Raw genomic sequence first — 20,243 nt, 5'->3', positions numbered from 1 at the left:
GCCGAATGGACCTGATCCACATGCGCATCGTCTGTCCCGCCGACCTCACCGAGCAGGTGCACCTGCGGCTGAGTCGGGACCCGTCGGTCGTCAACCTGGTCGTCTTGCCTTCCGCGGTCCGAAATCCCGACGGAGACCTCATCGAGTGCGATGTCCTGCCCGGCGCCACCAATAAGGTGATGCGCGAGGTGCGGGTCCTGGGAGTCGACCTCCGCGGCTCGATCACCGTCGACGGCGTGGACCTGGCCCTGTCCGGGCGGGCCGAGCGGACGCAGTCGCGACAACTCCCCGTCGCCGTCCACACCCCCCTGTGGGAACTGGTCGAATCCCGCATCCGCGCCGACGCCACCTACCCGCCGAGTTTCTACCTCTACCTGATCATCGCCGGCGTCATCGGCGCCGTCGGCATCCTGAGCAACTCCCAGATCCTCATCGTCGCCGCCATGGTCGTCGGACCCGAGTACGGCGCCATCGTCGCCGTCGCGCTCGGTATCGACACGAAGCACATCCGCAGCGTCCGCCGTGGGATGACCGCGCTAGGCGTCGGGTTCTTGCTCGCGATCGCCGCGGCGTTCCTCTTCGCCCTCACCGTCCGGGGCGCCGGCCTCACTCCGAACGCCTACGAGCTCGGCATCAGACCGGTCTCCCAGCTGATCGATACACCGAACCTGTTCTCATTCGTCGTCGCGGCCCTCGCCGGAGTCGTCGGAGTCGTCGCCTTGGCCGAGGCACGATCGAGCACCCTCCTGGGCGTGTTCATCTCTGTCACCACGATTCCGGCGGCGTCCGACTGCGGGGTCTCGATGGCGTTCGGCAGTCGAACCGACGCGTGGGGCTCGCTCGTCCAGCTGCTGCTCAACGTCGTCGTGCTGATCGTGGTGGGCTTTCTGACACTGCGCGTCCAGCGGGTGCTCTGGCGCCGCGTGGACCGGCGCAACACCCGGAGAATCGCGGGAGGCTCGGGTTGACCGGCCCGAAAACGCGAGCGGCTCAGGTCTTCTGACGCTTGGGCGCACGGCCCCCCTGGACCGGCGCCGGGAAGGCGGTCTCCAGCGCGGTGAGGCGGTTCTCCGCCATCGTCCACCAGGTCTGGAGGCCGTTTCCGGCCAGCGGATGGCACCACCACTTCATCTTCGTGCAGGGGAAGTACTCGCCGTTGGCGGCGTTCGCCTCACCGTCGTAGGAGGAGAGCGGGTAGTCCTCCTCGTCCGGGTCGCCGGCGTCGTGGAGGAAGATCGCCTTGGCCCGCCAGCCGAAGAAGCGCGCACCGCGCTTGCGGGTGCGGTAGCGCTCGGAGGCCATGCGCTGGAGCGAGGTGCAGGCCTCGCCGGTGTCGAAGGGGTCGTTCTGGAGGCAGTCGTGAATGGCGCTGGAGTGGGCGAGGCTCTCGATGAGCTCGATCTGCATGGGGGCTTGACCGGCGACCGGGTGCCGCAGGACCAGGATGAAGCCGTGTCCGGCGAACTCGACACGGCAGACCACCTCGGTTCCGGCGAGCTCGTAGGCCTGGATCCGGGCGATCAGCCGGCCGACCTCGGCGCGGAACGTGGTGCCGTCCGGGAGCGCCATGAGGGCATTGGACTGCCCGCAGAAGGCGGCGTTGGGGGCGTTGACCCCGGCGAGGACGGGGAACAGATGCTCGGCGGTGGGGAAGCAGGAGGCGAAGCCGAGGGGATCCTTGACGCTGGAGACGACGTACTGGTCGCCGATGCCGATGGCACCGGCCAAGTCGAAGGCGGGGTCCAGGAGGGCGCTCATCAGCTTCCAGCGATTGACGTCGTTGGCCCTCATGCGCATCGCCTTGAGGACGACGTCCAGGCGTCCGGTGTGGAAGAAGTCCGGCGAGAAGCGCTCACCGATGGTGGTGGTCTGTACTCCGCCCGGCGGCTGAATTCCCCACATGTCTTGCCCTCCCTGGGTGCACGGATGTCCTCACTCTGGATTACCCGGCGGCCACGGGCAGCGTCAACCTCGGAGGGGTGAACCCGTCGATCTCTGCCTCAACGGGCGCGCAGGTCGGCCCTTGCGGCGCTTTCCCGCCCGGCCGCCCGACTGCCCCGGTCGGCTCGCGCCCCTTCAGTCCCCGAGCCGCCAGACGTCGTCCGCCAGGATCACCCGCCGGCTCCCGTCGGCGTGCACGCCCGTGACGGTCACCTCCGGCCCGCCGACCATGAAGTCGGTGTGGACCGCCGACACGTTGAGCCCCAGGGCGTCGCGCTCCTCCGGCGTCATCTCGTCGGCCCCGGCAATCGCCTGGGTGATACCCGCGCCCCAGGCAAGGTGGCAGGTGGCGTTCTCGTCGAGCAGGGTCTCCAGGAACGTCACTCCCGAGCGGCCGATCGGCGAGGTCCCGTCGACCAGCGCGACCTCCCCGAGCCGTGCGGCACCGATGTCGCTCGCCTGGTGCCCGCGCACGACGTCCGCGCCCGAGGAGGCCCGGACCTCGGTGACCCGGCCGCCGGCGAAGGTCAGTTCCAGGTCGCGGATGACGCTGCCGGCCAGCGCCAGCGGCCGGGTGGAGCGCACGGTCCCGTCGACGCGGCGATGGTCGGGCGCGGTGAAGACCTCCTCCGATGGGAGGCAGGGCACGTAGAAGCGCCCGTCGGCGGCGGTGTAGCCGATGACGTCCCACCGGGCGCAGGGGATCATCCCGATGGTCAGATCGGTGCCGGGACCTTCGAAATGGACCCTGTCGAAGGCGTGGGCGTTGAGTACCGCCGCGCGCTCGCCGAGCCGTCCGAGGTGCGCGCGCCAGGCGGCCGCCGGGTCGGGTTCGTCGAGGCGCAGGAAATGCTTGAGGTGGCCCCACAGGCGCGCGGTGTCGGGCTCGCCGAAGATCGCGCGGGCCCAGCCGGGACTCGGGTAGGCGACGATGGTCCAGCAGACGAGGTCGTTGCTCTGCAGGCGGAACCGGGACGCGAGGTTGGGCATCCGGTCGAGGCCGGCGAGGGCGGGGTCCACATCGGACAGCAGGTCGGGGTCGTCCTCCCCGCGGATGTTGATGAGCACGCCCTCGCGTTCGGCGAGTTCTTCGTTGCGGCGGTCCAGCCAGGCGGGCACCTCGGGCAAGGTCGCGGGGTCGGCGTGGCGGACGCGGGAGCGTTTGGCGTGGACGTCGAAGTACCAGATGTCGACGTAGCGGGCGCCGCGCGCGTAGGCGCCCTCGGCCAGGGCCCTGGCCAGCGGCGCGTGTTCGGGGTCGCCGTTGATGACGACGAGGTCGTCGGCGCGTACCGGCACGCCGACATCGAGGACGAGGTCGACGTAGGCGGTCAGGTCGTCGGTGGGGATCATCGCCGGTTCCTCCGGGGTCAGGACAGCTCGAACAGGGTGGCGGTCATGCTCACTCGCACGCTGCCGTCGGCGCGGGGCTCTCCGGCTCGGTCGTGCACGAGACGCACGGCTTCTTCGACGAGGGCGACGGCCCTTTCCCAGCTCTCGCGCGGCAACCAGACCTCGGCGTCGGCCATGACGCGACGGTCGGTCATGGCCTCCAGCCGACGCCGCAGGTCGGTGGCGGCGGCCTCGTGGACGACGACCTGGGCGTCGCCGGAGCGGTCGAGGCGCTCCTCGTTGGAGGGGTCGTAGGTGTAGCGGCGGGGCGGCTGGCCGCGACCGCTGGGCTCGGCGGGGTCCGCGCGGCGCAGGAAACCCGCGGCGGCGAGCTGGCGGAGGTGGTAGCTGGCCGAACCGTGAGCGATGCCCAGCTCCTCGGCCACCTCGGTGGCCGACATGGCGGTTCCCGTCAGCAGCGAGACGATCCGGATGCGCAAGGGGTTGGCCAGCGCCCGGAGGGGCACGAGCTCCTCTTTATCCCAAGACATGTTGGGATATTAACAGGTCCTGACCGAACTCCGGTGGGGCGGACTCGGCGGAGAGGGTCAGGCGTCGCGCGGGGGCACGTCCATGCCGACGGTGACGAAGGGGTCGACCAGCACTCGGTACTGCTCGTCGGTCAGCTTCGCGCGCTTGCACACCGCCCGAGAGGCGGTGCCGCACGCCGCGATCGCCTCTGACAGCAGGTACTCGCGGTGTGCCGACAGCTCCTCCAGCCGTGCCCGCAGGGCCTCGCGCACCGTGCGGTCGATGGAGGAGTTCTGCGCCGCGGAGACGCTCGCCGCGAGGCTGGCCTCCTTCCCACCCTCAGTACGCAGGTCCACCGTCCGGTCGAAGGCGAGGGCCAGGTCGGCCGGCGGCAAGGCGATGGCGCGCGCGATGAAGTCGGTGGTGACGGAGTCGAGCACGGGCATCGGACCTCCTGGCGACGAGATGGTCAGGGTAGCCGCCGCCCAACGGCCGTCGAAACGCGAACGGCCCCGGCTGGTGAGCCGGGGCCGTCGTGTGCAGAACGGGTCAGTCCTCGGCCGGGCCGTAGTACGCGGGGTTGCCGCGGCGCCGGAATGCGCGGAACGCGACGAGCCCGGCGACCGCCAGCGCGGCACCGGCCGCGGCGACGACGCCGGCGGTCACGCCGGTGTTGGCCAGGCCGCCGCCCTGGCCGCCGGGAGTGGCGCCGTTGAAGAGGATCTCGGCGGTGTTGTTGGAGGAGTCGCGGTCGATCTTGGGCTGCGGGTCGCCGTAGTAGGACAGCGCCGAGCGCACGGTTCCGCGCTCGTCGAGGTCCACAGTGGTCACATTGACGCGCAGGTCGAAGGTGAGCACGTCCCCGGCCGGGATGTGCACGAAGCGCGAGCAGGCGTACTTGCCGGGAAGTTCGTCCTTGCCGAAGTCGCCGGGCTCGTAGGCGTGGCACTCCTCGGGCATGGAGACGACCTCGACGCCCTTGGGAAGCGTGAACCACACCGCTGTGCTGGCGTCGCCGCTGCGGCTCATGGGCAGGGCGGCGGGACCGTCGTTGCGGAAGGAGATCGTCAGCGTCGTCTCACCCTCCTGGTCGGGGAGGGTCGCGCCGACGGCGGCGAGGTCGGCCTTGTTCTCGCCGGTGAAGTTGATGATCTCGTAGTCCCAGCCGGACTCGCCATCGGAGTCGAAGACGCTCTGCAGAGGCGCGTCGGCCGGGGCCGCGGCCGCACCGGTGAGGGTCAGTTCGGGACCGGTGCCGGTCTCGCCTTCCACCCCGACGATGGCTGTCGGTCCGCCCCAGTTGATCCAGCCGTCGCTGATGCCGGGTGTGAGCGCGTCCGGGCGGACCCGGTAGGTGAAGTCGGAGGACAACTCGTAGGTGCGGCCGGGTTCCAGCGCGACCGGGAATTCGCACGCCATGACCGAGAGGTAGTCGTGCACACCGCGCACGCAGTTCGCGGGCGCCTGGCCGACCGGCGCGACACCACCGATGCTCACCAGGAGGCTGGGGTTGTAGACGGTTCGCTCACCGGTGTTGGTGACGGTGATCGGGAAGGTGACCTCTTCACCGACGCCCGCCTTGAGCTTCGGGCGCTCGTTGATCGCGAGGTCGATGTCCTCGGCGACCATCACCGTGGTGGTCGCCTCGGCGGAGGCGGCGTTGTCGGCCGAGAGCGTCATGGCGAGCTCGCCGGTACCGGTCTGGCCGGCGCGGGGGGTGACGTGGAGGCGAGGGAACCAGGGGTAGCCCTTGCCGCCGTCACCGTCGTAGTCGATGTCGCCGATCTGGCAGGTGTAGACGGCCGCGGCGATGGCGCACTCGTTGTCGCCGCCGTCGCCGAGGTCGATGTCGGCGAAGTCGACATCGGAGGCGTCGACGGTCAGGACCGTTCCGGTGATGACGCCGCTGCCTTGGACGTCGAGGTCCCAGTAGATGCCCTCCTCGGCCGACGCTTCGTCGGTGCTCACCGAGACGTGGCTGTTCTGGAGGGTGAAGGCGGCGTCGGGGTCGTCGGCGAACGCGGGTGCGGCCAGCGCGATCAGGCCAGCGGCGGTCAAGGCCGCGCCGAAGCGCGCGGCACTCTTCATGGACACGAGAAGGACTCCTTGCATGGGGGCACACGCGCCGGGCACGACGCGCACGAGATGATCCACGCGCACGACGCCCGAACCGTTGCGGCCACAGTGAATCGTCGCCGTTTCGTGACCGGACGACGCGAGGATGCCGGCGATCGTCCGCCGCCGTCGATGCGCGCGGACAGGGCGGTGTCGTTGAAGCGCAGGCCGTCGCACTGATCGCACGGCGTCGACACGTCTTCGAGGAACGCGAGTTCCGTCGCGCCGCACGGCGTCGGCCACCCCGAGCAGGCTGAGCATGGTGGAGCGGACACCGCCGCGCAGCGGGTCTTGCCCGACGACGCTGAAACTCGGGTGCTGACGCGGGAGTTCGCCGGTCGCGAGCGTGCCCTGCCCGAGCCTGCGAACCCGGGGACCGCAGTCAGGACGTGATGCCAGGTCGGTTGCGGTCGCCACAGTGGAGCGCGCGTTGCGCGTGAAGCGCCGCTGGTCGATGAGGGCGGTGAACGTCAGGCCCGACATCGACTGCGCGTCGGGAGCGGGCTGCTGGTAATCCCACCTCGCCGGCACCGGACGGGATCGCGCGGAGTGAGGTTTCGGGCGCGGTCGGCGCAAGTGCCCGCTCCGGGAGGGTGCGTCACCGGCTTGGGCTACTCCCGTGGTGGCGACGGAGCGTGAACCAGAAAGCGCCGATCATCAAGGCCAGGGCGTCCGCCATCACCAGGCCCGAAAGCCAGGGGAGGATCTGGGCGATCGCGAGCACGATCGGCAGGAGGATGACGGCTGCGGCGATGAGCCAGGCCGTGCGGATGCGAGGGCCTCGGGCTCGGGATTCGCCGCTCATGCGGACACCCTACCGAGGGTGCGGGCGTCGCGCCGCCCTCGTCGGGCGAGGAGAGGGTGCGTCACCCCGCTACCGTCGGCGGTGTGTCCGATCCGACCGAGACCGACCTCGTCGACGCGGCCGGATCAGGCGACCGCTCAGCCTTCGACATCCTGGTCGGCCCATTCCGCAAGGAACTCACCGCGCACTGCTATCGCATGCTCGGCGGAATCCAGGACGCCGAGGACGCGCTCCAGGAGACCCTGCTCGCCGCCTGGCGCGGGCTCGCCGACTTCGAAGGCCGCAGTTCGCTTCGCACCTGGCTGTACCGCATCGCGACCAACGTGTGCATCCGCCTCACCGCCAAACGCCCGAAGCGGCTGCTCTCTCCCGAGTACGGGCCTTCCTGGCACACGACCGACGGCCTCGGCGAGTTCGTCACCGGACCGATCTGGCTTGAGCCGTGGCCGGATGAGGGCGACCCTGCCGACCACTACGCCCGCCGCGAGACCATCGAACTGGCGTTCATCGCCGCGCTCCAGCACCTGCCGGCCGCTCAGCGCGCCGTGCTGATCCTGCGCGACGTGCTCGACTACTCCGCCGCCGAGACCGCCGAACTGCTCGACACCACCCCCGTTTCGGTGAACAGCGCGCTTCAGCGCGCCCGCAAAGCCGTGGCCGAACGTGTCCCGCCGGTCAGCCAGCAGCAGGAACTCGCGAACCTGGGCGCCGAGCACACGCGCGAACTGGTCGAGGCGTTCGTCGCCGCGTGGGAACGTGCCGACGTCGACGCGATCGTCGCGATGCTGACCGCCGACGCACGGATGTCGATGCCGCCACTGCCGGCCTGGTACGACGGGATCGCCAGTGTGCGGATCTGGACGGTCACCGCATGCGCGTTCACGTGGCGCATGCGGGTGTGCGAAGCGAACGGGCAGCCTGCGCTGGCCTGTTACCAACTCGGTGACGACGGCCGTTTCACACTCGGTGCGCTCATGCTGCTGAGCTTTCGAGACGGCAGGATCAGCGAGCTCACCGCGTTCCTCGACCCCGCGATCCACCGGGCTTTCGAACTTCCTCGCGAACACCGATGAATTCAGGCGCCGTCACGTCTCTACCTGTTCGAGACCAACGTCATCGAGGGAAGAGAGTCTGGAAATGCGCAAACTCATCGTGTCCACGATGGTCGGCCTGGACGGGTGCTTCGACGGCCCGAACCGCGACCTCGGCCGGCTGCCGATGGACGACTTCTTCAGCGTCCACAACGCCGAGCGCATGCGGGCGGCGGACGTACTGCTGTTCAGCGGTCGGCTCACCTACCAGGACTTCTTGGGCTTCTGGCCCGCCCGGCTGGACAGTGACGAGACCGTCCTGCGAGTGATCGCCGAGCGCTGCGAGGTGGTCGCGAAGGTCGTCGTGTCCGACCGGATCGCGGAGAACCCGGAGGGTCGCTGGGCCGCGAGCACGACGGTCGTGCGGCGCGTCGACGCCGCGGATCGGCTGACCGCGGTCAAACGCGAGGGCGGCGGCGACATCGTGATGTTCGGCGGCCGCGCGCTGGCCAACTCCCTGTTCGCCGCCGGTCTCGTCGACGAGCTGCACGTCATGGTCGCCCCGGTCATGGTTCCGGACGGCATCAGGGCGTTCGACGAGGACGTCCTCCCGGCTCTGCGACTGGTCGACGTTCGCCGGTTCGACGGGTCCCAGAACACGCTGATCACGTACGAACGCGTTCCGGCTCGGTAGCCGACGCCGAGAGGCCGGGGGACACACCCCCGGCCTCCGCAACCGTCCGCACCACCGATCCAGAACCCCGGGCGCCTGCGCCGGCCCACCACTCCCGATGACGGGGTCCCGTATCTATTCAGAGTTTCACGCATTAGGTGTGAATTCTCGGTTAAAGGCCCTTGGTATGGACATGGCCTGATTTCGTCCCTACATTGCTTAGCACCCCCCGGTAGCCCGGCCCGGCCCCGCCCGGACGGCTATCCAGTCCACGGCTTCCAGGCTCCCCCCCGCCGGAAGCTCCTCAAGGAATGAGAGTCGACATGACCATGAAACAGCGAGGTTTAGGCGTCCTCCTGGCCGCCATGCTGCTGCTGGCGTTCCCCTTCGCCGCCCACGCCGCCGAAGGCGGCGACGCCTCCGGTCCGGCGGCCGCGGCGACCTCCACCACCGCCGACGGCCACCTGCTCGCCGGAGACCAGGGCGGACAGGGCGCCACGGCGGTGCCGTCGAAGGCCAAAGGCTCGCCGGTCACCGTCCAGCTGGCCTGGTACTACTACATCAGCTCGTCATGCAGCGGCTACGAGAACGCCATCGTCGCCGGCGCCAACTACTGGGGCGGCGGTGTGCGAACCGCTTCCAGCGGCACCCCGGTCTCATGCACGCCGGGCTACGTCACCGGGTGCGGCGTGTCCAATGCCGTCGGCTGCAACTGGAACCAAGGGGGCCGCATCGCCCTGTCGACGATGGTGCGTGACTTCGCCCTGCTCTCCGCGCACGAGTTCGGCCACAACTGGTACGGCCACAGTGCACAGGGATGCGCCAACTGGAACAGCGCCTACGACGTCATGAAGACCATGATGTGCTGATCGGCACGACCGTGAGGCCATGCGTGACCGGCGGGAGCAGACGCCGCCGCAGAGCCGTGGCGTGAACGACCGAGAACCCACCACGACACCGAAACGCACCTCGGTTCCCGGCATTCGGGGCCGTCCCGCCTCCAAGGCGAGACGGCCCCGATCGCGACTTCGCGGACTTCGTGCCACCGGGGCGAGCCCGGCCCCGACCTGCGCGTACGCACCCGCATCGACCGCACAGGGTGGGCCTTTCCCCGCGCGACTCCCTTGATCAGCAGTCTCAGCCACCTTCGCGCACGTCTCTTGTGGCCGCCGATCGACGGGACAGCGCGCGGCATCCGTTTTCAGTACGGTGAGGCTTCGCCGACTACGGAGCACATTGACATGGACGACACCTGGCTGGACGCCTGGCAGCGCGACGCGGCCGCCCTCACCGAGACCACGCGACGGCTCGCCGTGGACATCTCCACCCTGACCGCCAGCGCCTCCGATCCGGGCCGGCTGGTGACGGTGTCGGTCGACAGCGGCGGCCTCCTGCGGGACCTGCGCCTCACCCGGCAGGCCATGACTCGCCCACCCGAGGACCTCGCCGAGCGGATTCTGTCGGCGACTCGCCTGGCGCGCGCCGACATCGCCGACGCCGTGGCGGAACTGGCCGCGGCGGTGTCCGGCCCGGCTACCGAAGCCGCCAGGGAGATCGCCGACAGCTACCGCGATCGCTTCCCGAGGGAGGTCGCGCGATGAGCGGCGTCTTCGAGATCGACTACGCGGCGATGGCCGAAATCGCCGAGAAGCTGCGCTCGGCCGCACAGCGCACCGGCGAAGCCCAGAACGGTGCCGCCGGCGCCGACATCGACGGGACCGCGTACAGCGTGATCGGGCGCGCGGTCCCGCAGGCGCTGTCGGAGGTGCAGGGCGCCATCTCCGGAGCGCTGGAGGAGCAGGCGAGCAACTTCCTGCGGACCGCCGAGGCGGTCGAGAGCATCCTCGCCGACTACCGGGAGATCGACGCCAAGGTCTCGAACAGTATGGACGGGCTCGGTGACGGGCTCGGCTCGCGGACAGGACGGCGCCGGTGACCGATCTCTTCGCCGCCTTCGACTCCTACATCAAGGGCACCGACATCGGCCCGGCCGCCGCCGGCCGCCTGCATCCATTGGGCGTCGACCACCGGCCTTTCGCGCCTTTGGAGTCCAGCGGCCACGGCTGGCTGACACCGTACTTACGCCATCTCCGCGAACCCCTCGACAAGCTCGAAGGCGTACCCGAGGCCATCACCGCCTTCGCCGAACGCTGGACGCGGATCTCGGCGACCGCGCTGGCGGCGGCCTCCGAATACCGGGGCGCCTCCACGTCGGCCGTCGGTGGATGGGTGGGGCCGGCGGCGCTGGCCTTCCAGAACTTCACGCGGGAGAACGCCATCACCTCGGAGGGCGTCGGGGACGCCGCCCGCGCGATGGCGGCCGTCTCCGTGGCGGGCGGGGTGGTCGTCGCCGCCGCCCGCGAGGATGTGTGGGGTTTCGTCGCCGCCGCGGTCGGCGAACTCGTCGCGAAGCTGCCCGGCTGGCTGGCCGAGGAAGGCGGAAATCTGGCCACGGCCAAGGCCGCGATCCTCGTTCTCGCCCTGGCGGCCGTGGCGGTTTGGCTCGCCAAGATCACCGGTGTGCTGCGGAAGCTCTCCGAAGCGCTACGGGGTTTCATCGAGACCCTCAAGGGCCTCAAGGACCTCATCGAGAAGCTCAAGATGAGGAGTCCCGGCGGCGGCAAGAAGGAGCCCGCGGGCCCCGCCAAGCACACCGAACCGCGCAAGTTCCATGACCGGCACCACCTGAACCGGATAAAACCGAAGAGCGTTGTCGGGGCTGAGAACACCGTCGTCCTGCCGTGGGTGGACGCCAAGAAGGATCTCCAGGACATCAAGGACGGCAAGGCCGTGTGGAATCCTCAGACCAGCAGGTACGAGGTCAATGGACGCATCTACGGGTTCGAGCCGAACGGTACCCTCTTCCCGGCCACCGGCGACGGCTTCGAAAAGCTCAACCGGGGCGAGTACAAGGCGCTGCAGACCATCATCGGCTCCAAGGGCGATCTGGAGACCGCCCGCCACAACTGGGAGCGGGCCAGCCGCAACCATCCCGACATGGATGCCTCCTGGCGTCGCGCCTTGGAGATCTACAAGCACCACAAGGACTACAAGGGCGGAGAATGAGCGTGGACTATGACATCCACTTCGCCGGCGACCTGGCGATCGACGAACTGACCGCGGTGCTCGTCGGCAGCTACAACGTCGAACGCGAGCGCATCTACGTCGGTGATCCCCACCAGCTGTACCGGCATCCCGGACCGGATCCGTACGTGATGATCGAACGGATCTCCTCGGTCGGCTTCGGCATCGAGTTCCAGGGAGATCCGGTCTTCGCCCGGGCCAACGGCGACATTCCCGAACGCGACCTGGCCGCCGAGCTGTGCCGAGCCTTGAACACCTCCGCCCTGCTCTCCACGGCGGGGCGGCCTCCGGACCACTGGACCCTGGTCGGCCCCGCGGGCGACCACGGGGAGGTTCTCGTCGACGGCGACGAGGCCGACGAGGGACGGCTGATCGTCGTGCGCGCCCTGGAGCCGATCTCGTCACGACCGGATCTGCCCGCGGCCCCCTGATCGGACGCGGATTCCTCGGTGCCGTCACCGATACCGCCAACTCCTCAGCAGTCCTGCGCGCTTTCGTGGCGGCGGCCCGGCCGGGTGGGCGGCGTCGCCGCCGCCCACCTACCGCTCAGATCCGCCCGGTGGTCAGCGCCCGTGAGTCAGGTGCCTGCCGTACCTTCGGCACGTCCGTGCTCTCCAGGCCCATGACCTGACCGGCGACGTACTGCGCCGACATCATGGCGCCCTCCTTCCAGCCGGGGAGCGGGGACACCTGGTCGCCGATGATGTGGAAGCGGCCGTCGGGGGCCAGGAGCCTGCCGTAGGCGACGCGGTCGGCGGGAGTGTCGATCCAGTCGGCCCAGCCACCGAGCTGGTACTGCACCTTGTGCCAGGCGATCGACATGCCCTGGCGGTTGGGAATGACGGTGTCGTCGCCGAACTCCTTGTGCAGGAGACGGCCTCCTTCGCGGGCGGTCTCGAGGCGCTTCTCATGGGGGAGGGCGCCGAGCCTGGTGGCGTTCTCGTAGGAGTTGTAGCAGCCGGTGAGGGTTCCTTTGGCGGTGAAGTAGTCGTAGGAGGGATACCAGACCTGCGTGATGAGGTGGTCGACGCGGCTGATGCCGCCGTACATCTGGTTGTCGTCGGATTCCCAGAAGCGCGAGTTGGCCTGCCAGCCCACCTTGCAGGCGGGAGCGAAGCGCGCGGTCTTGACCGCGGCGTCGAAGGTGGGCGAGAAGTTCGTCTTGATCGTCTGCAGCACGGGGAAGGGGATGCTGCTCAGGCAGTAGTCGACCCTGCGGGGCGTGACGGGCCGGCCCTGCACGCTCCAGCCCACCAACACCGCCGACCCGGCGGCTTCGGCCTTGACGTCGATGGAGGTCACCACTGCGCCGTAGGTCACCGGCACCTTCAAGGCGGTGAGGGCGCGCAGGAACCCTTCGGCGATCTGGTCCATGCCGCCTACCGGCTGGAACATCGTCGACTGCCACAGGTGGTCCATGGGCTGGTGGTAGTTCGTGAGCCAGTAGTCGGCGTCGATGATCTCGCGCAGGTCCAGCGGTGTCATCGGTTTGAGGGTGTTGTGCACGTCAAGCGGGTCGAGGTACCCGCAGCGGGTGGAGCCGTTGTAGTCAGAGCCCAGCGGCTTGCCGGTCTTGTCGCGCGGCAGGTCGCCGAAGGAGGCGAGCAGGCTGAGCAGCCTCGTCCGCCGTTGCGGGCTCAGCTCGGTGTCGAGGGCACCGCGTTCGACGGCCTTCGACAGCAGCGCCGCGAGGTGCCCGCGGGTGTCGTGGGTGACGCGGCGGTTGATCTGGGCGGTGCCGCCGAAGCCGCGTTCGGTCCGCACGAGGTTCGCGGCGGTCTCGGGCACGTACACCTCCAACGGCACCTTGAGATCGGTGCAGTACCGCAGGACGCGGCGGTGGTGGTAGGGAATCCGGCCCGGCCCGAGGTTGAGGTAGAGACCTTCGTCGAAGACGCACTTCTGCGTCGTCAGCCGGCCGTCGCCTTCGACCTCGGTGACCACGCTGCCGGTCCGGGCGGTGAGGCTGCGGCCGCCCGCGCGCTGTTGCGCTTCGAGGACCTCGACGGTGTAGCCCTGCTTGGCGAGTTCGTACGCGGCGGTCAGCCCGGCGATGCCGGCGCCGAGCACCAGGACGGTCTTACCGGTCCCGACGGCCTCGGGCGCCCGAGGCCGGCCGGTCGCGGCGGCGGGCACGTCGGTCGGTCCCAAACCGGTCATCGCCGCGAGCATGCCTCCGGCCGTCGCGGCGGCACCGGTGAGGAACCGTCGGCGACTGGCGTTGTGTGCTTCGTTCAAGGTCGTCTCCTCCTGGCGTCGTCGGCTGGCCAGTGGATCATGACCTTGTTCGAGGTAAATGTATCGATGCATGGCGGTTTCGGGCGGTGTCGGATCTCTGACTGGCGAACTTGGGCCGGAACACCCGCGCCGAAGCAAGACCACATACCTTGAAACGGACACGGTGAAGCGCGCAGGACGCTGCCCGGCCTACTGCTTGCGGGCCGGCTGACTCTGCCCGAGCGACGCCTCGGGTGCACAGTCGCCACGCGGCCTCCGCGTCCACCTCGGCGGGACGGCCGGTTTCACGCGCTGCCCTGCGCGCGTCCGCGAGCTGACGCTAACCGTTCGACACAGTGCGACCTCCTCAATGTATTGGTGAAGTGCACAGTCAGCGGACCCCAACTCAGCTGGATGTCGATATCTGTTTCGCCCGTGGAAAAGGTCTGCGGATGGCTCGGCATGTCGGTTTCTTGACATTGTCAACCCATTTTCTGTCGATACCCTTGCATTTGTTATTGGGGACCGCCATGCCTATTTCGCACCGGAGGACCGAGTTGGCAGGAGAGTTCACCGCGGCCGAGAAGATTCTCGTGCTGATCGGGGAGATGGGGAGCTTCACAGGCCCGATGGGCGTGTCCGAACTCGCCAGAGCCACGAGCATCACGAAGTCGACCGTGCATCGCTTGCTGATCACTCTCTTGGAAGCCGGTGTCGTTCATCGTGTCGAGAGTGGATACGCCCTGGCGGCGGGGACGATCTGGACCCGGCCCGGGCGGCTGCGTTACGGGCAGCTCGTGAAGGTCGTCAAGCCGTTCCTCCTCGAACTCTACGAGTCCACCGGGCGGGCGGCCTATCTGTCCGTGGCCACCGAACAGGGAGTTCTCGTCCTGGACAGTGTCCACTCCCACGCCTACTCGAGAATCGCCTTGTGCACCGCGAGCGTTGTTCCTCCACATTGCACCGCCAGTGGGAAGGTCCTTCTCGCTTTCGACACCGACTTGAGGCGCCGGTTCCTCCGTTCGGGGAACCTCAACGCGCTGACGCGGTTCACGATCACCGACGCCGACCGCCTGCGGCTCGAACTCCATGCGGCGCGGAGTCGGGGACTGGCCTTCGACCGGCAGGAACACATCCTCGGAGTCTGCGGTGCCGCCGCGCCGCTGCTGCGTTCGAACGGCAGACCCCTGGGCGCGATCGCGCTGGCCGACCGAGCTCGGGACTTCAGCCCGCGTGAGGAAGTGGAACTGCGCCGCGTCGCCCTCGCGGCCGGCCGTGCGGTGTCCCTCGGTCAACCGTGACCCGGCCGAAAACCGTTCCGTGTGGCAGGACAGGACGCCGCAACGAGTGGACCCGAAGCCGGCGGGCTTTAGCCTTGTACCCATGGCCGCTCGACGAATTTACCTTGTCGGCGAACCGTTCGAGTGCTTCGCCGACGGCGACCGTGTGACGACGCCGAAACGACTGTCCGCTGATATGGAAGCGCGTGGTAATGGAGCGGACTCCGGTGTGGAGCTGCTACCGGGACAAGGGCTTCTTGAGGCGGACTACGCAGAATTATCGCAGGAAGTCGCGCATCATTGCCGCCCTCGTGATCTGAGGGCGTCATCCCAATGGCGTGAGTCCGTGCCGGCCACGATCGGAACCTATAAGGACAACGTCGCCAACGTGCTCGTTTCCGATTTGCGGCAAAGCGGTGACAAGGAGTTCACCGCCGAGCTGGTGATCCACCCCCACAATGTGATGCTCATCGATCGGGACAACGGCGCCCGCCATGTCGCGGGCATGCTGGAAGTCGAGGCGTGCTTGCAGATGGCGATGGCGGTGACGGCTCAATACCTTTCGCCACCCGGTTCGGAGTACGCCTTCGTCACGTCCACGACGACGATCAATTTCCTCGCGTTCTTGTTCCCGCTCCCCGCGACGCTGACGCTGCTCGTGAACGGCATGGGAGACGCCGACGGGAAGTACCTGGAGCTGGACCTGCTCACCACGATCAGCCAGTCGGGGCGCCCGACGATGACCATGGAATTTCGGTCGAGGGCCTTCGACGTGGCGGTCCTGCGCGCGACCGAAAGGTCCCAGTTGGACAGGGCGCTCGCGTTCGGCCCGGATGAGACCGACGATCCCTCTATCTGAGGAAGGACCACCTTCATGCCCTCCGACTCTCTCAATGCCTTCGGGCTCAACGGTAAGAGCGCGCTGATCACCGGCGCGTCGCGTGGAATCGGGCGCGCGGTGGCCTTGGCGCTGGCCGGTGCCGGCGCCGACGTGGCGCTTCTGGCGCGCGACACCGACCTGCTCGACGACGTGTCGGCCGAGGTGAAGAAGGCGGGCCGGGAGGCTCTCGTGCTCACCTGCGACCTCGAGGATCCCGCACAGATCGACGCCTCCGTCGAACAGGCGCTGCAACGCTTCCCAGGCCTGTCCATTGTGGTCAACAACGCCGGTGGAATGTCGCACGTCGGCCCCTTCCTGGAACTCACCGACGAGGACTGGGCCCAGGTCTGGACCGGCAACCTCATCTCCACGGTCCGGGTACTGCGGCGGATCGCGCCGCACCTGATCTCCATTGCCGGCGGATCGGTGATCAACATGTCGTCGGCGGCCGGCCTCGCCGGTGTGCCGATGCTGTCGCATTACGCGGCGGTGAAGGCCGCGACGGTTTCATTGACGCGGTCCCTGGCGGTGGAGTGGGCTCAGCACGGCGTGCGCGTGAACGCCCTGACCCCCGGCTGGGTCACCACCGACCTCACCGAGAAGTTCTCCGGTCACCCCGACGTGTCGGCCGCCCTCACCGGCGACGTGCCACTGCACCGCTGGGGCAGCCCCGAGGACATCACCGGTGCCGCCGTGTACCTGGCCGCAGAGGCATCCGCCCTTGTCACCGGTGCTGTTTTGACCCTCGACGGCGGACTGCTGGCCCAACCTGGAGGCTCCGCCCTCACGGGCCTGCTCCCTCTCGGACGAATCTCCACCAGAGACTGAGGATCACGCGATGACAAGCGTTGACGAGACCCGCCTGGCCGAGGTGACCGAACTGATCGCTGGCATCCTCGAAGTCGAAGCGGACCAGCTGACCCCCACGACCCACTTCCAGGACGATCTCGACGCCGACTCCCTCACGCTCGCAGAAGTCGCGGCCGTGCTCGAATCCGACTACGGCCTCGCCATGGACCCCACACAGCCGCCGGTCACCCTCGCAGAGATCTTCGCCCTGCTCGACAAGGAAGGTCGGTGACGCCGCGCCGGCGCGTGGTGGTCACGGGACTCGGTCCGGTCAGCTGCATCGGAGTGGGACGAGACGCGTTCGGGAAGGCGATACTGTCCGGCCGCAGCGGCCAGCGCCCGATCACCTCCTTCGACACCACCGGATTCGACCATGCCGACGCCTGCGAAATCGCCGACTTCGACCCACGCGAGTGGTGCGAGCACGTCGATCCGCACTCGATCGGCCGCGCCGCCGGATTCGCCGTCGCCGCGGCTGGGCTCGCCCTCGCCGACGCGCGGTTGACACCGGAAGACCTCCGCCGGCAGCGAGTCCCGATCGCGGTGGGAACCTGCGATGGTGAGGCGGCCGAACTCGACGACCTCACCGCCAGGACCATGGCCGGTTTCAACACCGTGGGGATCGAAGAAGCGCGCCGGTACTCGCCCGTGCAGCTTCCGCTGAGCATCGCCAGGGACCTGCGGCTCGCCTCCATCGAGCCCGTACCGATCGGCACCGCATGCGCGGCGGGCAACTACGCCATCGGATACGCCTTCGACGCCATCCGCTGCGGGGACGCCGATGTGGCCCTGTGCGGCGGTGCGGAGGCACTGTCGCGGAAGCTGTTCAGCGGCTTCTACCGAGTCGGCACCATCGCCGCCGACGCCTGCCGCCCCTTCGACGCCCATCGCAGCGGCATCCTCACCGGTGAGGGCGCCGGGATTCTCGTCCTCGAAGACCTCGAACACGCCAGGGCCCGCGATGCGACCGTCCACGCCGAAGTCATCGGCTTCGGTGTCGGCTGCGATGCCAGGCATCCGGTCGCCCCCGACAGCGACAGCGTGGCGGCGTGCATACGACTGGCGCACGACGACGCCGGAATCGAAGCCGGGGACGTCGACCTGATCTCGGCGCACGGGACCGGCACCCCGGTCAACGACGTCACCGAGGTCGCCGCGATTCGACAGGTCTTCGGTGACCGGCCACCGCCCACGATCTCCATCAAGTCGATGATCGGCCACGCGATGGGAGCGGCCAGCGCGATCGCCGCGATCGCCGCGATCATCGCCCTCGAAGCACGGTTTCTGCCCCCGACCATCAACCACATCCGCACCGACCCGCAGTGTCCGATCGACTGTGTGCCGAACGTCGGCAGGCCCGCACCGCTCGACATCGTCCAGAACAACGGGCTGGCCTTCGGCGGGAACAACGCCGTCCTGCTCCTGCGCCGGCCGTCTTCACGAGAGGAGGCCCCCGCGTGAGGCTCGGCATCGACGGGTCGGCGTCCTGGTCGGTGCTCGGATCCGAACCCGGCGCCGTTGCGGCGGCGAGGGAGTCCGGCCGGTCGCCGATCGCTCAGCACGACCCTCCCCGAACCCCACCGCCCGGCGTCTTCCGCGCCGCCGGTTTCGATGTCCGCGCTGAACTCGGCGCCAGGGGCACGCGCAGCATGGACCGCGCGACGAGCCTGGCCATCGCGACAACCGGTCGCCTTCTCAAGGCCGCCGGGCCCGACCTCGACCGCGCCCGCACGGCGGTCATCCTCGGCACGACCACCGGCAGCGTCGGCTCCATCATGGACTTCACCGCCTCCACGCTGTCCGGTGCCAAGCCGTACCTGGTGAATCCGGGGAAGTTCCCGGTCACGGTCATGAACTACGCGGCCGGTCAGTGCGCGATCTGGCACGAGATCACCGGACCCAACGTCACCGTCGCCGGCGGCCGCAACGCCGTCGCGCTCGGCCTGATCTACGCGGCACGAATGCTCCGGTCGGGTCGCGCCGAGCACGTGCTGTGCGGCGCGAGCGAGGAGGACAGCCCTCAGCGGGCTTGGCTCGAATGGCGGGCGCGTGCCGCATGTGTCGAGTCGATCCCCGTCGCCGAGGGCTGCGTGATGTTCCACCTGTCGCGCCGCATCGACCCCGCACGGCCGAGCCTCCTGGCGGCCCGCACCGAACTCTGCGAGCTCGATGCCCCCGAGGAGGGCATCACCCGGTGCATCCGAAGCGCCGTCCGGGACGCGGGTGTACCGCCCGGCGAGGTGTGGGCCGTCGCCGGGAACGGCGCCCTGGACGGTCTCGAAGAAGGCGAGAACCGTGCACTTCGAGAGGTCTTCGGTCCGGCCGGATCGCGCCGGATCAGGGCACACGAGGCAGTCGGCGACACCTCGGCGGCGAGCGCCGGATTCCAGCTGCTCGCCTTGCTGGAACTGGCCGCCGGCAGCCCCGAGTCCAGCGGTCGGCCGATCGTCGTCACCTCGATCGACAGGTACGGACTCGCGTCGGCGCTCGTGGTGCGGTGCGGGTCGTGACGGCCTGGGGGATCACCGGCGTCGGAGCTTTCGCGCCCGACCTCGTGGTCGGAAACGACCAGATCGCCGCCGAGCTGGACGTGGATCCCGACTGGATCGAGCGCTATACGGGCATTCGGCAGCGACGGCGGACGCCGCCCGCGCACGCCTCCTCCGACCTCGCCGCGGAAGCGGCTCGGCGAGCGCTGGCCGACGCCGGGCGAGACATCGGCGAGATCGGGCTGATCATCGTCGGCACCTCCACGCCCGATGAGCTGGGCCCGTCCACCGCCTGCCGCGTCCAGGCGCTGCTCGGCGTCAGGGACATCGCGGTTCTCGATGTCGGCGCCGCCTGCGCCGGCTACCTCTACGGCCTGCGAGTCGCACGGGACTGGCTCGCCGCCGAGTCCCCGGCCGCCTGTGCGCTCGTCATCGGAGTCGAGGTCTACACCCGTTTCCTCGACCCGCGCGACCGTGCCACGGCCGTCCTTTTCGGCGACGGCGCCGGTGCGACCGTCGTGTCGGCCGTGCCCGATGGATACGGCATCGCTTCGGTCACACTCGGCGCCGACGGGACCCTCGCCGACCACGTCCTCATCCCGGCGGGCGGCAGCCGCCTTCCGTCGAGCCGCGAGTCCGTCGACAGCGGGGCGCACCACATCACCATGGACGGCCGCGCCGTGCGCGGCGTCATGGAGGACCGCTTTCCCCGGCTGGTCGACCAGGTCCTCGACGACCATGAACTCACCCTCGATGACATCGACCTCCTGGTCCCGCACCAGCCGAATCCGCGCGCACTGCAGAGGTTCGCCGGCGAGATCGGGCTGCCCATGGAACGAGTCGTGATCATCGGCGAGACGCTCGGGAACATCGGCGCCGCCTCCATCCCGTCCGCGCTGGCCGAGGCAAAGAGGAACGGGCGGATCAAACCGGGGGACCGGATCCTCGCCATCGCCGTCGGCGCCGGAATGACCTGGGGCAGCGCCCTCTTGCGCTGGGCGCCCTGAAGGAAGGAT

The 20,243-nt window shown here is 69.1% G+C and carries 22 protein-coding genes; 15 read left to right on the top strand and 7 right to left on the bottom strand.

Going from position 1 to position 20,243, the window contains the following annotated elements:
• Nucleotides 1–5 precede the first annotated feature (5 nt).
• A complete protein-coding gene (locus AB0I28_RS37590) occupies nt 6–968 on the top strand; it encodes a DUF389 domain-containing protein (protein ID WP_357500896.1) in 963 nt (320 codons plus the stop codon).
• A 22-nt stretch (nt 969–990) separates the two neighbouring features.
• Here AB0I28_RS37590 and AB0I28_RS37585 read toward each other — a convergent pair whose 3' ends face one another.
• The 6 genes from AB0I28_RS37585 to AB0I28_RS37560 form a co-directional block, all read right to left on the bottom strand.
• Complete coding sequence (locus AB0I28_RS37585; RefSeq protein ID WP_357500895.1) at nt 991–1,902, bottom strand: hypothetical protein; 912 nt, start codon at nt 1,900–1,902, stop codon at nt 991–993.
• Nucleotides 1,903–2,076: 174 nt separating this feature from the next.
• Nucleotides 2,077–3,294, bottom strand: coding sequence for an aminopeptidase (locus AB0I28_RS37580; protein ID WP_357500894.1), 1,218 nt, complete (start codon nt 3,292–3,294; stop codon nt 2,077–2,079).
• 17 nt (nt 3,295–3,311) lie between these two features.
• The gene (locus AB0I28_RS37575) at nt 3,312–3,824 is read right to left on the bottom strand and encodes a winged helix-turn-helix domain-containing protein (RefSeq protein WP_357500893.1); all 513 of its coding nucleotides are present in this window, start codon (nt 3,822–3,824) and stop codon (nt 3,312–3,314) included.
• Between the two features lie 57 nt (nt 3,825–3,881).
• Nucleotides 3,882–4,250, bottom strand: a complete 369-nt coding sequence (locus tag AB0I28_RS37570; protein ID WP_357500891.1) for a hypothetical protein — start codon at nt 4,248–4,250, stop codon at nt 3,882–3,884.
• Nucleotides 4,251–4,353: 103 nt separating this feature from the next.
• The gene (locus tag AB0I28_RS37565; RefSeq protein ID WP_357500889.1) at nt 4,354–5,898 is read right to left on the bottom strand and encodes a hypothetical protein; all 1,545 of its coding nucleotides are present in this window, start codon (nt 5,896–5,898) and stop codon (nt 4,354–4,356) included.
• Nucleotides 5,899–6,517: 619 nt separating this feature from the next.
• Nucleotides 6,518–6,724, bottom strand: a complete 207-nt coding sequence (locus AB0I28_RS37560; RefSeq protein WP_357500887.1) for a hypothetical protein — start codon at nt 6,722–6,724, stop codon at nt 6,518–6,520.
• 83 nt (nt 6,725–6,807) lie between these two features.
• On the opposite strand from AB0I28_RS37560, the gene AB0I28_RS37555 reads away from it, so the two are divergent.
• The 7 genes from AB0I28_RS37555 to AB0I28_RS37525 all read left to right on the top strand — a co-directional run bounded on the left by AB0I28_RS37555 (nt 6,808) and on the right by AB0I28_RS37525 (nt 11,943).
• Nucleotides 6,808–7,797 carry a sigma-70 family RNA polymerase sigma factor gene (locus AB0I28_RS37555; protein WP_357500885.1) on the top strand — a complete coding sequence of 330 codons (990 nt, stop codon included), beginning with the start codon at nt 6,808–6,810 and terminating at the stop codon, nt 7,795–7,797.
• 64 nt (nt 7,798–7,861) lie between these two features.
• On the top strand, nt 7,862–8,449 hold the full coding sequence (locus tag AB0I28_RS37550; protein WP_357500883.1) for a dihydrofolate reductase family protein: 588 nt from the start codon (nt 7,862–7,864) through the stop codon (nt 8,447–8,449).
• Between the two features lie 302 nt (nt 8,450–8,751).
• Nucleotides 8,752–9,297: a hypothetical protein gene (locus AB0I28_RS37545; RefSeq protein ID WP_357500881.1), complete on the top strand. Its 546-nt coding sequence runs from the start codon at nt 8,752–8,754 to the stop codon at nt 9,295–9,297.
• Between the two features lie 372 nt (nt 9,298–9,669).
• Nucleotides 9,670–10,029, top strand: coding sequence for a YbaB/EbfC family nucleoid-associated protein (locus AB0I28_RS37540; protein WP_357500879.1), 360 nt, complete (start codon nt 9,670–9,672; stop codon nt 10,027–10,029).
• The gene (locus AB0I28_RS37535; protein WP_357500877.1) at nt 10,026–10,364 is read left to right on the top strand and encodes a hypothetical protein; all 339 of its coding nucleotides are present in this window, start codon (nt 10,026–10,028) and stop codon (nt 10,362–10,364) included. Before AB0I28_RS37540 ends, AB0I28_RS37535 begins: the two co-directional genes overlap by 4 nt.
• Nucleotides 10,361–11,494: a hypothetical protein gene (locus AB0I28_RS37530; protein WP_357500875.1), complete on the top strand. Its 1,134-nt coding sequence runs from the start codon at nt 10,361–10,363 to the stop codon at nt 11,492–11,494. Before AB0I28_RS37535 ends, AB0I28_RS37530 begins: the two co-directional genes overlap by 4 nt.
• A complete protein-coding gene (locus AB0I28_RS37525) occupies nt 11,491–11,943 on the top strand; it encodes a hypothetical protein (protein WP_357500873.1) in 453 nt (150 codons plus the stop codon). The genes AB0I28_RS37530 and AB0I28_RS37525 overlap by 4 nt, the downstream gene beginning before the upstream one ends.
• A gap of 115 nt (nt 11,944–12,058) precedes the next feature.
• Here the strand turns inward: AB0I28_RS37525 and AB0I28_RS37520 are convergent, their stop codons facing one another.
• The gene (locus tag AB0I28_RS37520) at nt 12,059–13,750 is read right to left on the bottom strand and encodes an FAD-dependent oxidoreductase (protein ID WP_357500871.1); all 1,692 of its coding nucleotides are present in this window, start codon (nt 13,748–13,750) and stop codon (nt 12,059–12,061) included.
• Between the two features lie 431 nt (nt 13,751–14,181).
• Here AB0I28_RS37520 and AB0I28_RS37515 point away from each other — a divergent pair, with 431 nt between their 5' ends.
• The 7 genes from AB0I28_RS37515 to AB0I28_RS37485 all read left to right on the top strand — a co-directional run bounded on the left by AB0I28_RS37515 (nt 14,182) and on the right by AB0I28_RS37485 (nt 20,234).
• Complete coding sequence (locus AB0I28_RS37515) at nt 14,182–15,030, top strand: IclR family transcriptional regulator (RefSeq protein ID WP_357500869.1); 849 nt, start codon at nt 14,182–14,184, stop codon at nt 15,028–15,030.
• Between the two features lie 82 nt (nt 15,031–15,112).
• Nucleotides 15,113–15,868, top strand: coding sequence for an AfsA-related hotdog domain-containing protein (locus AB0I28_RS37510; RefSeq protein ID WP_357500867.1), 756 nt, complete (start codon nt 15,113–15,115; stop codon nt 15,866–15,868).
• A gap of 15 nt (nt 15,869–15,883) precedes the next feature.
• Nucleotides 15,884–16,717 carry an SDR family NAD(P)-dependent oxidoreductase gene (locus AB0I28_RS37505; RefSeq protein ID WP_357500865.1) on the top strand — a complete coding sequence of 278 codons (834 nt, stop codon included), beginning with the start codon at nt 15,884–15,886 and terminating at the stop codon, nt 16,715–16,717.
• A 10-nt stretch (nt 16,718–16,727) separates the two neighbouring features.
• On the top strand, nt 16,728–16,970 hold the full coding sequence (locus tag AB0I28_RS37500) for a phosphopantetheine-binding protein (RefSeq protein ID WP_357500863.1): 243 nt from the start codon (nt 16,728–16,730) through the stop codon (nt 16,968–16,970).
• On the top strand, nt 16,967–18,199 hold the full coding sequence (locus AB0I28_RS37495; protein WP_357500861.1) for a beta-ketoacyl-[acyl-carrier-protein] synthase family protein: 1,233 nt from the start codon (nt 16,967–16,969) through the stop codon (nt 18,197–18,199). Before AB0I28_RS37500 ends, AB0I28_RS37495 begins: the two co-directional genes overlap by 4 nt.
• The gene (locus AB0I28_RS37490) at nt 18,196–19,248 is read left to right on the top strand and encodes a beta-ketoacyl synthase N-terminal-like domain-containing protein (protein ID WP_357500859.1); all 1,053 of its coding nucleotides are present in this window, start codon (nt 18,196–18,198) and stop codon (nt 19,246–19,248) included. Before AB0I28_RS37495 ends, AB0I28_RS37490 begins: the two co-directional genes overlap by 4 nt.
• A complete protein-coding gene (locus tag AB0I28_RS37485; RefSeq protein WP_357500857.1) occupies nt 19,245–20,234 on the top strand; it encodes a ketoacyl-ACP synthase III in 990 nt (329 codons plus the stop codon). Before AB0I28_RS37490 ends, AB0I28_RS37485 begins: the two co-directional genes overlap by 4 nt.
• Nucleotides 20,235–20,243 lie beyond the last annotated feature (9 nt).

Origin of the sequence: Phytomonospora sp. NPDC050363, assembly GCF_040655735.1 — a bacterium.
GTDB lineage: Bacteria > Actinomycetota > Actinomycetes > Mycobacteriales > Micromonosporaceae > Phytomonospora.
Note: the sequence above shows the minus strand (reverse complement) of the source record. Positions and strands in the feature narration are given on the sequence as shown.

Excerpts from the sequence above, each read along its gene's own strand:
- AB0I28_RS37535 (WP_357500877.1), top strand. The coding sequence starts at position 10,026 with ATGAGCGGCGTCTTCGAGATCGACTACGCGGCGATGGCCGAAATCGCC.
- AB0I28_RS37510 (WP_357500867.1), top strand. The coding sequence starts at position 15,113 with ATGGCCGCTCGACGAATTTACCTTGTCGGCGAACCGTTCGAGTGCTTC.
- AB0I28_RS37550 (WP_357500883.1), top strand. The coding sequence starts at position 7,862 with ATGCGCAAACTCATCGTGTCCACGATGGTCGGCCTGGACGGGTGCTTC.
- AB0I28_RS37540 (WP_357500879.1), top strand. The coding sequence starts at position 9,670 with ATGGACGACACCTGGCTGGACGCCTGGCAGCGCGACGCGGCCGCCCTC.
- AB0I28_RS37515 (WP_357500869.1), top strand. The coding sequence starts at position 14,182 with ATGGCTCGGCATGTCGGTTTCTTGACATTGTCAACCCATTTTCTGTCG.
- AB0I28_RS37585 (WP_357500895.1), bottom strand. The coding sequence starts at position 1,902 with ATGTGGGGAATTCAGCCGCCGGGCGGAGTACAGACCACCACCATCGGT.
- AB0I28_RS37570 (WP_357500891.1), bottom strand. The coding sequence starts at position 4,250 with ATGCCCGTGCTCGACTCCGTCACCACCGACTTCATCGCGCGCGCCATC.
- AB0I28_RS37505 (WP_357500865.1), top strand. The coding sequence starts at position 15,884 with ATGCCCTCCGACTCTCTCAATGCCTTCGGGCTCAACGGTAAGAGCGCG.
- AB0I28_RS37525 (WP_357500873.1), top strand. The coding sequence starts at position 11,491 with ATGAGCGTGGACTATGACATCCACTTCGCCGGCGACCTGGCGATCGAC.
- AB0I28_RS37580 (WP_357500894.1), bottom strand. The coding sequence starts at position 3,294 with ATGATCCCCACCGACGACCTGACCGCCTACGTCGACCTCGTCCTCGAT.
- AB0I28_RS37545 (WP_357500881.1), top strand. The coding sequence starts at position 8,752 with ATGACCATGAAACAGCGAGGTTTAGGCGTCCTCCTGGCCGCCATGCTG.
- AB0I28_RS37575 (WP_357500893.1), bottom strand. The coding sequence starts at position 3,824 with ATGTCTTGGGATAAAGAGGAGCTCGTGCCCCTCCGGGCGCTGGCCAAC.
- AB0I28_RS37590 (WP_357500896.1), top strand. The coding sequence starts at position 6 with ATGGACCTGATCCACATGCGCATCGTCTGTCCCGCCGACCTCACCGAG.
- AB0I28_RS37500 (WP_357500863.1), top strand. The coding sequence starts at position 16,728 with ATGACAAGCGTTGACGAGACCCGCCTGGCCGAGGTGACCGAACTGATC.
- AB0I28_RS37560 (WP_357500887.1), bottom strand. The coding sequence starts at position 6,724 with ATGAGCGGCGAATCCCGAGCCCGAGGCCCTCGCATCCGCACGGCCTGG.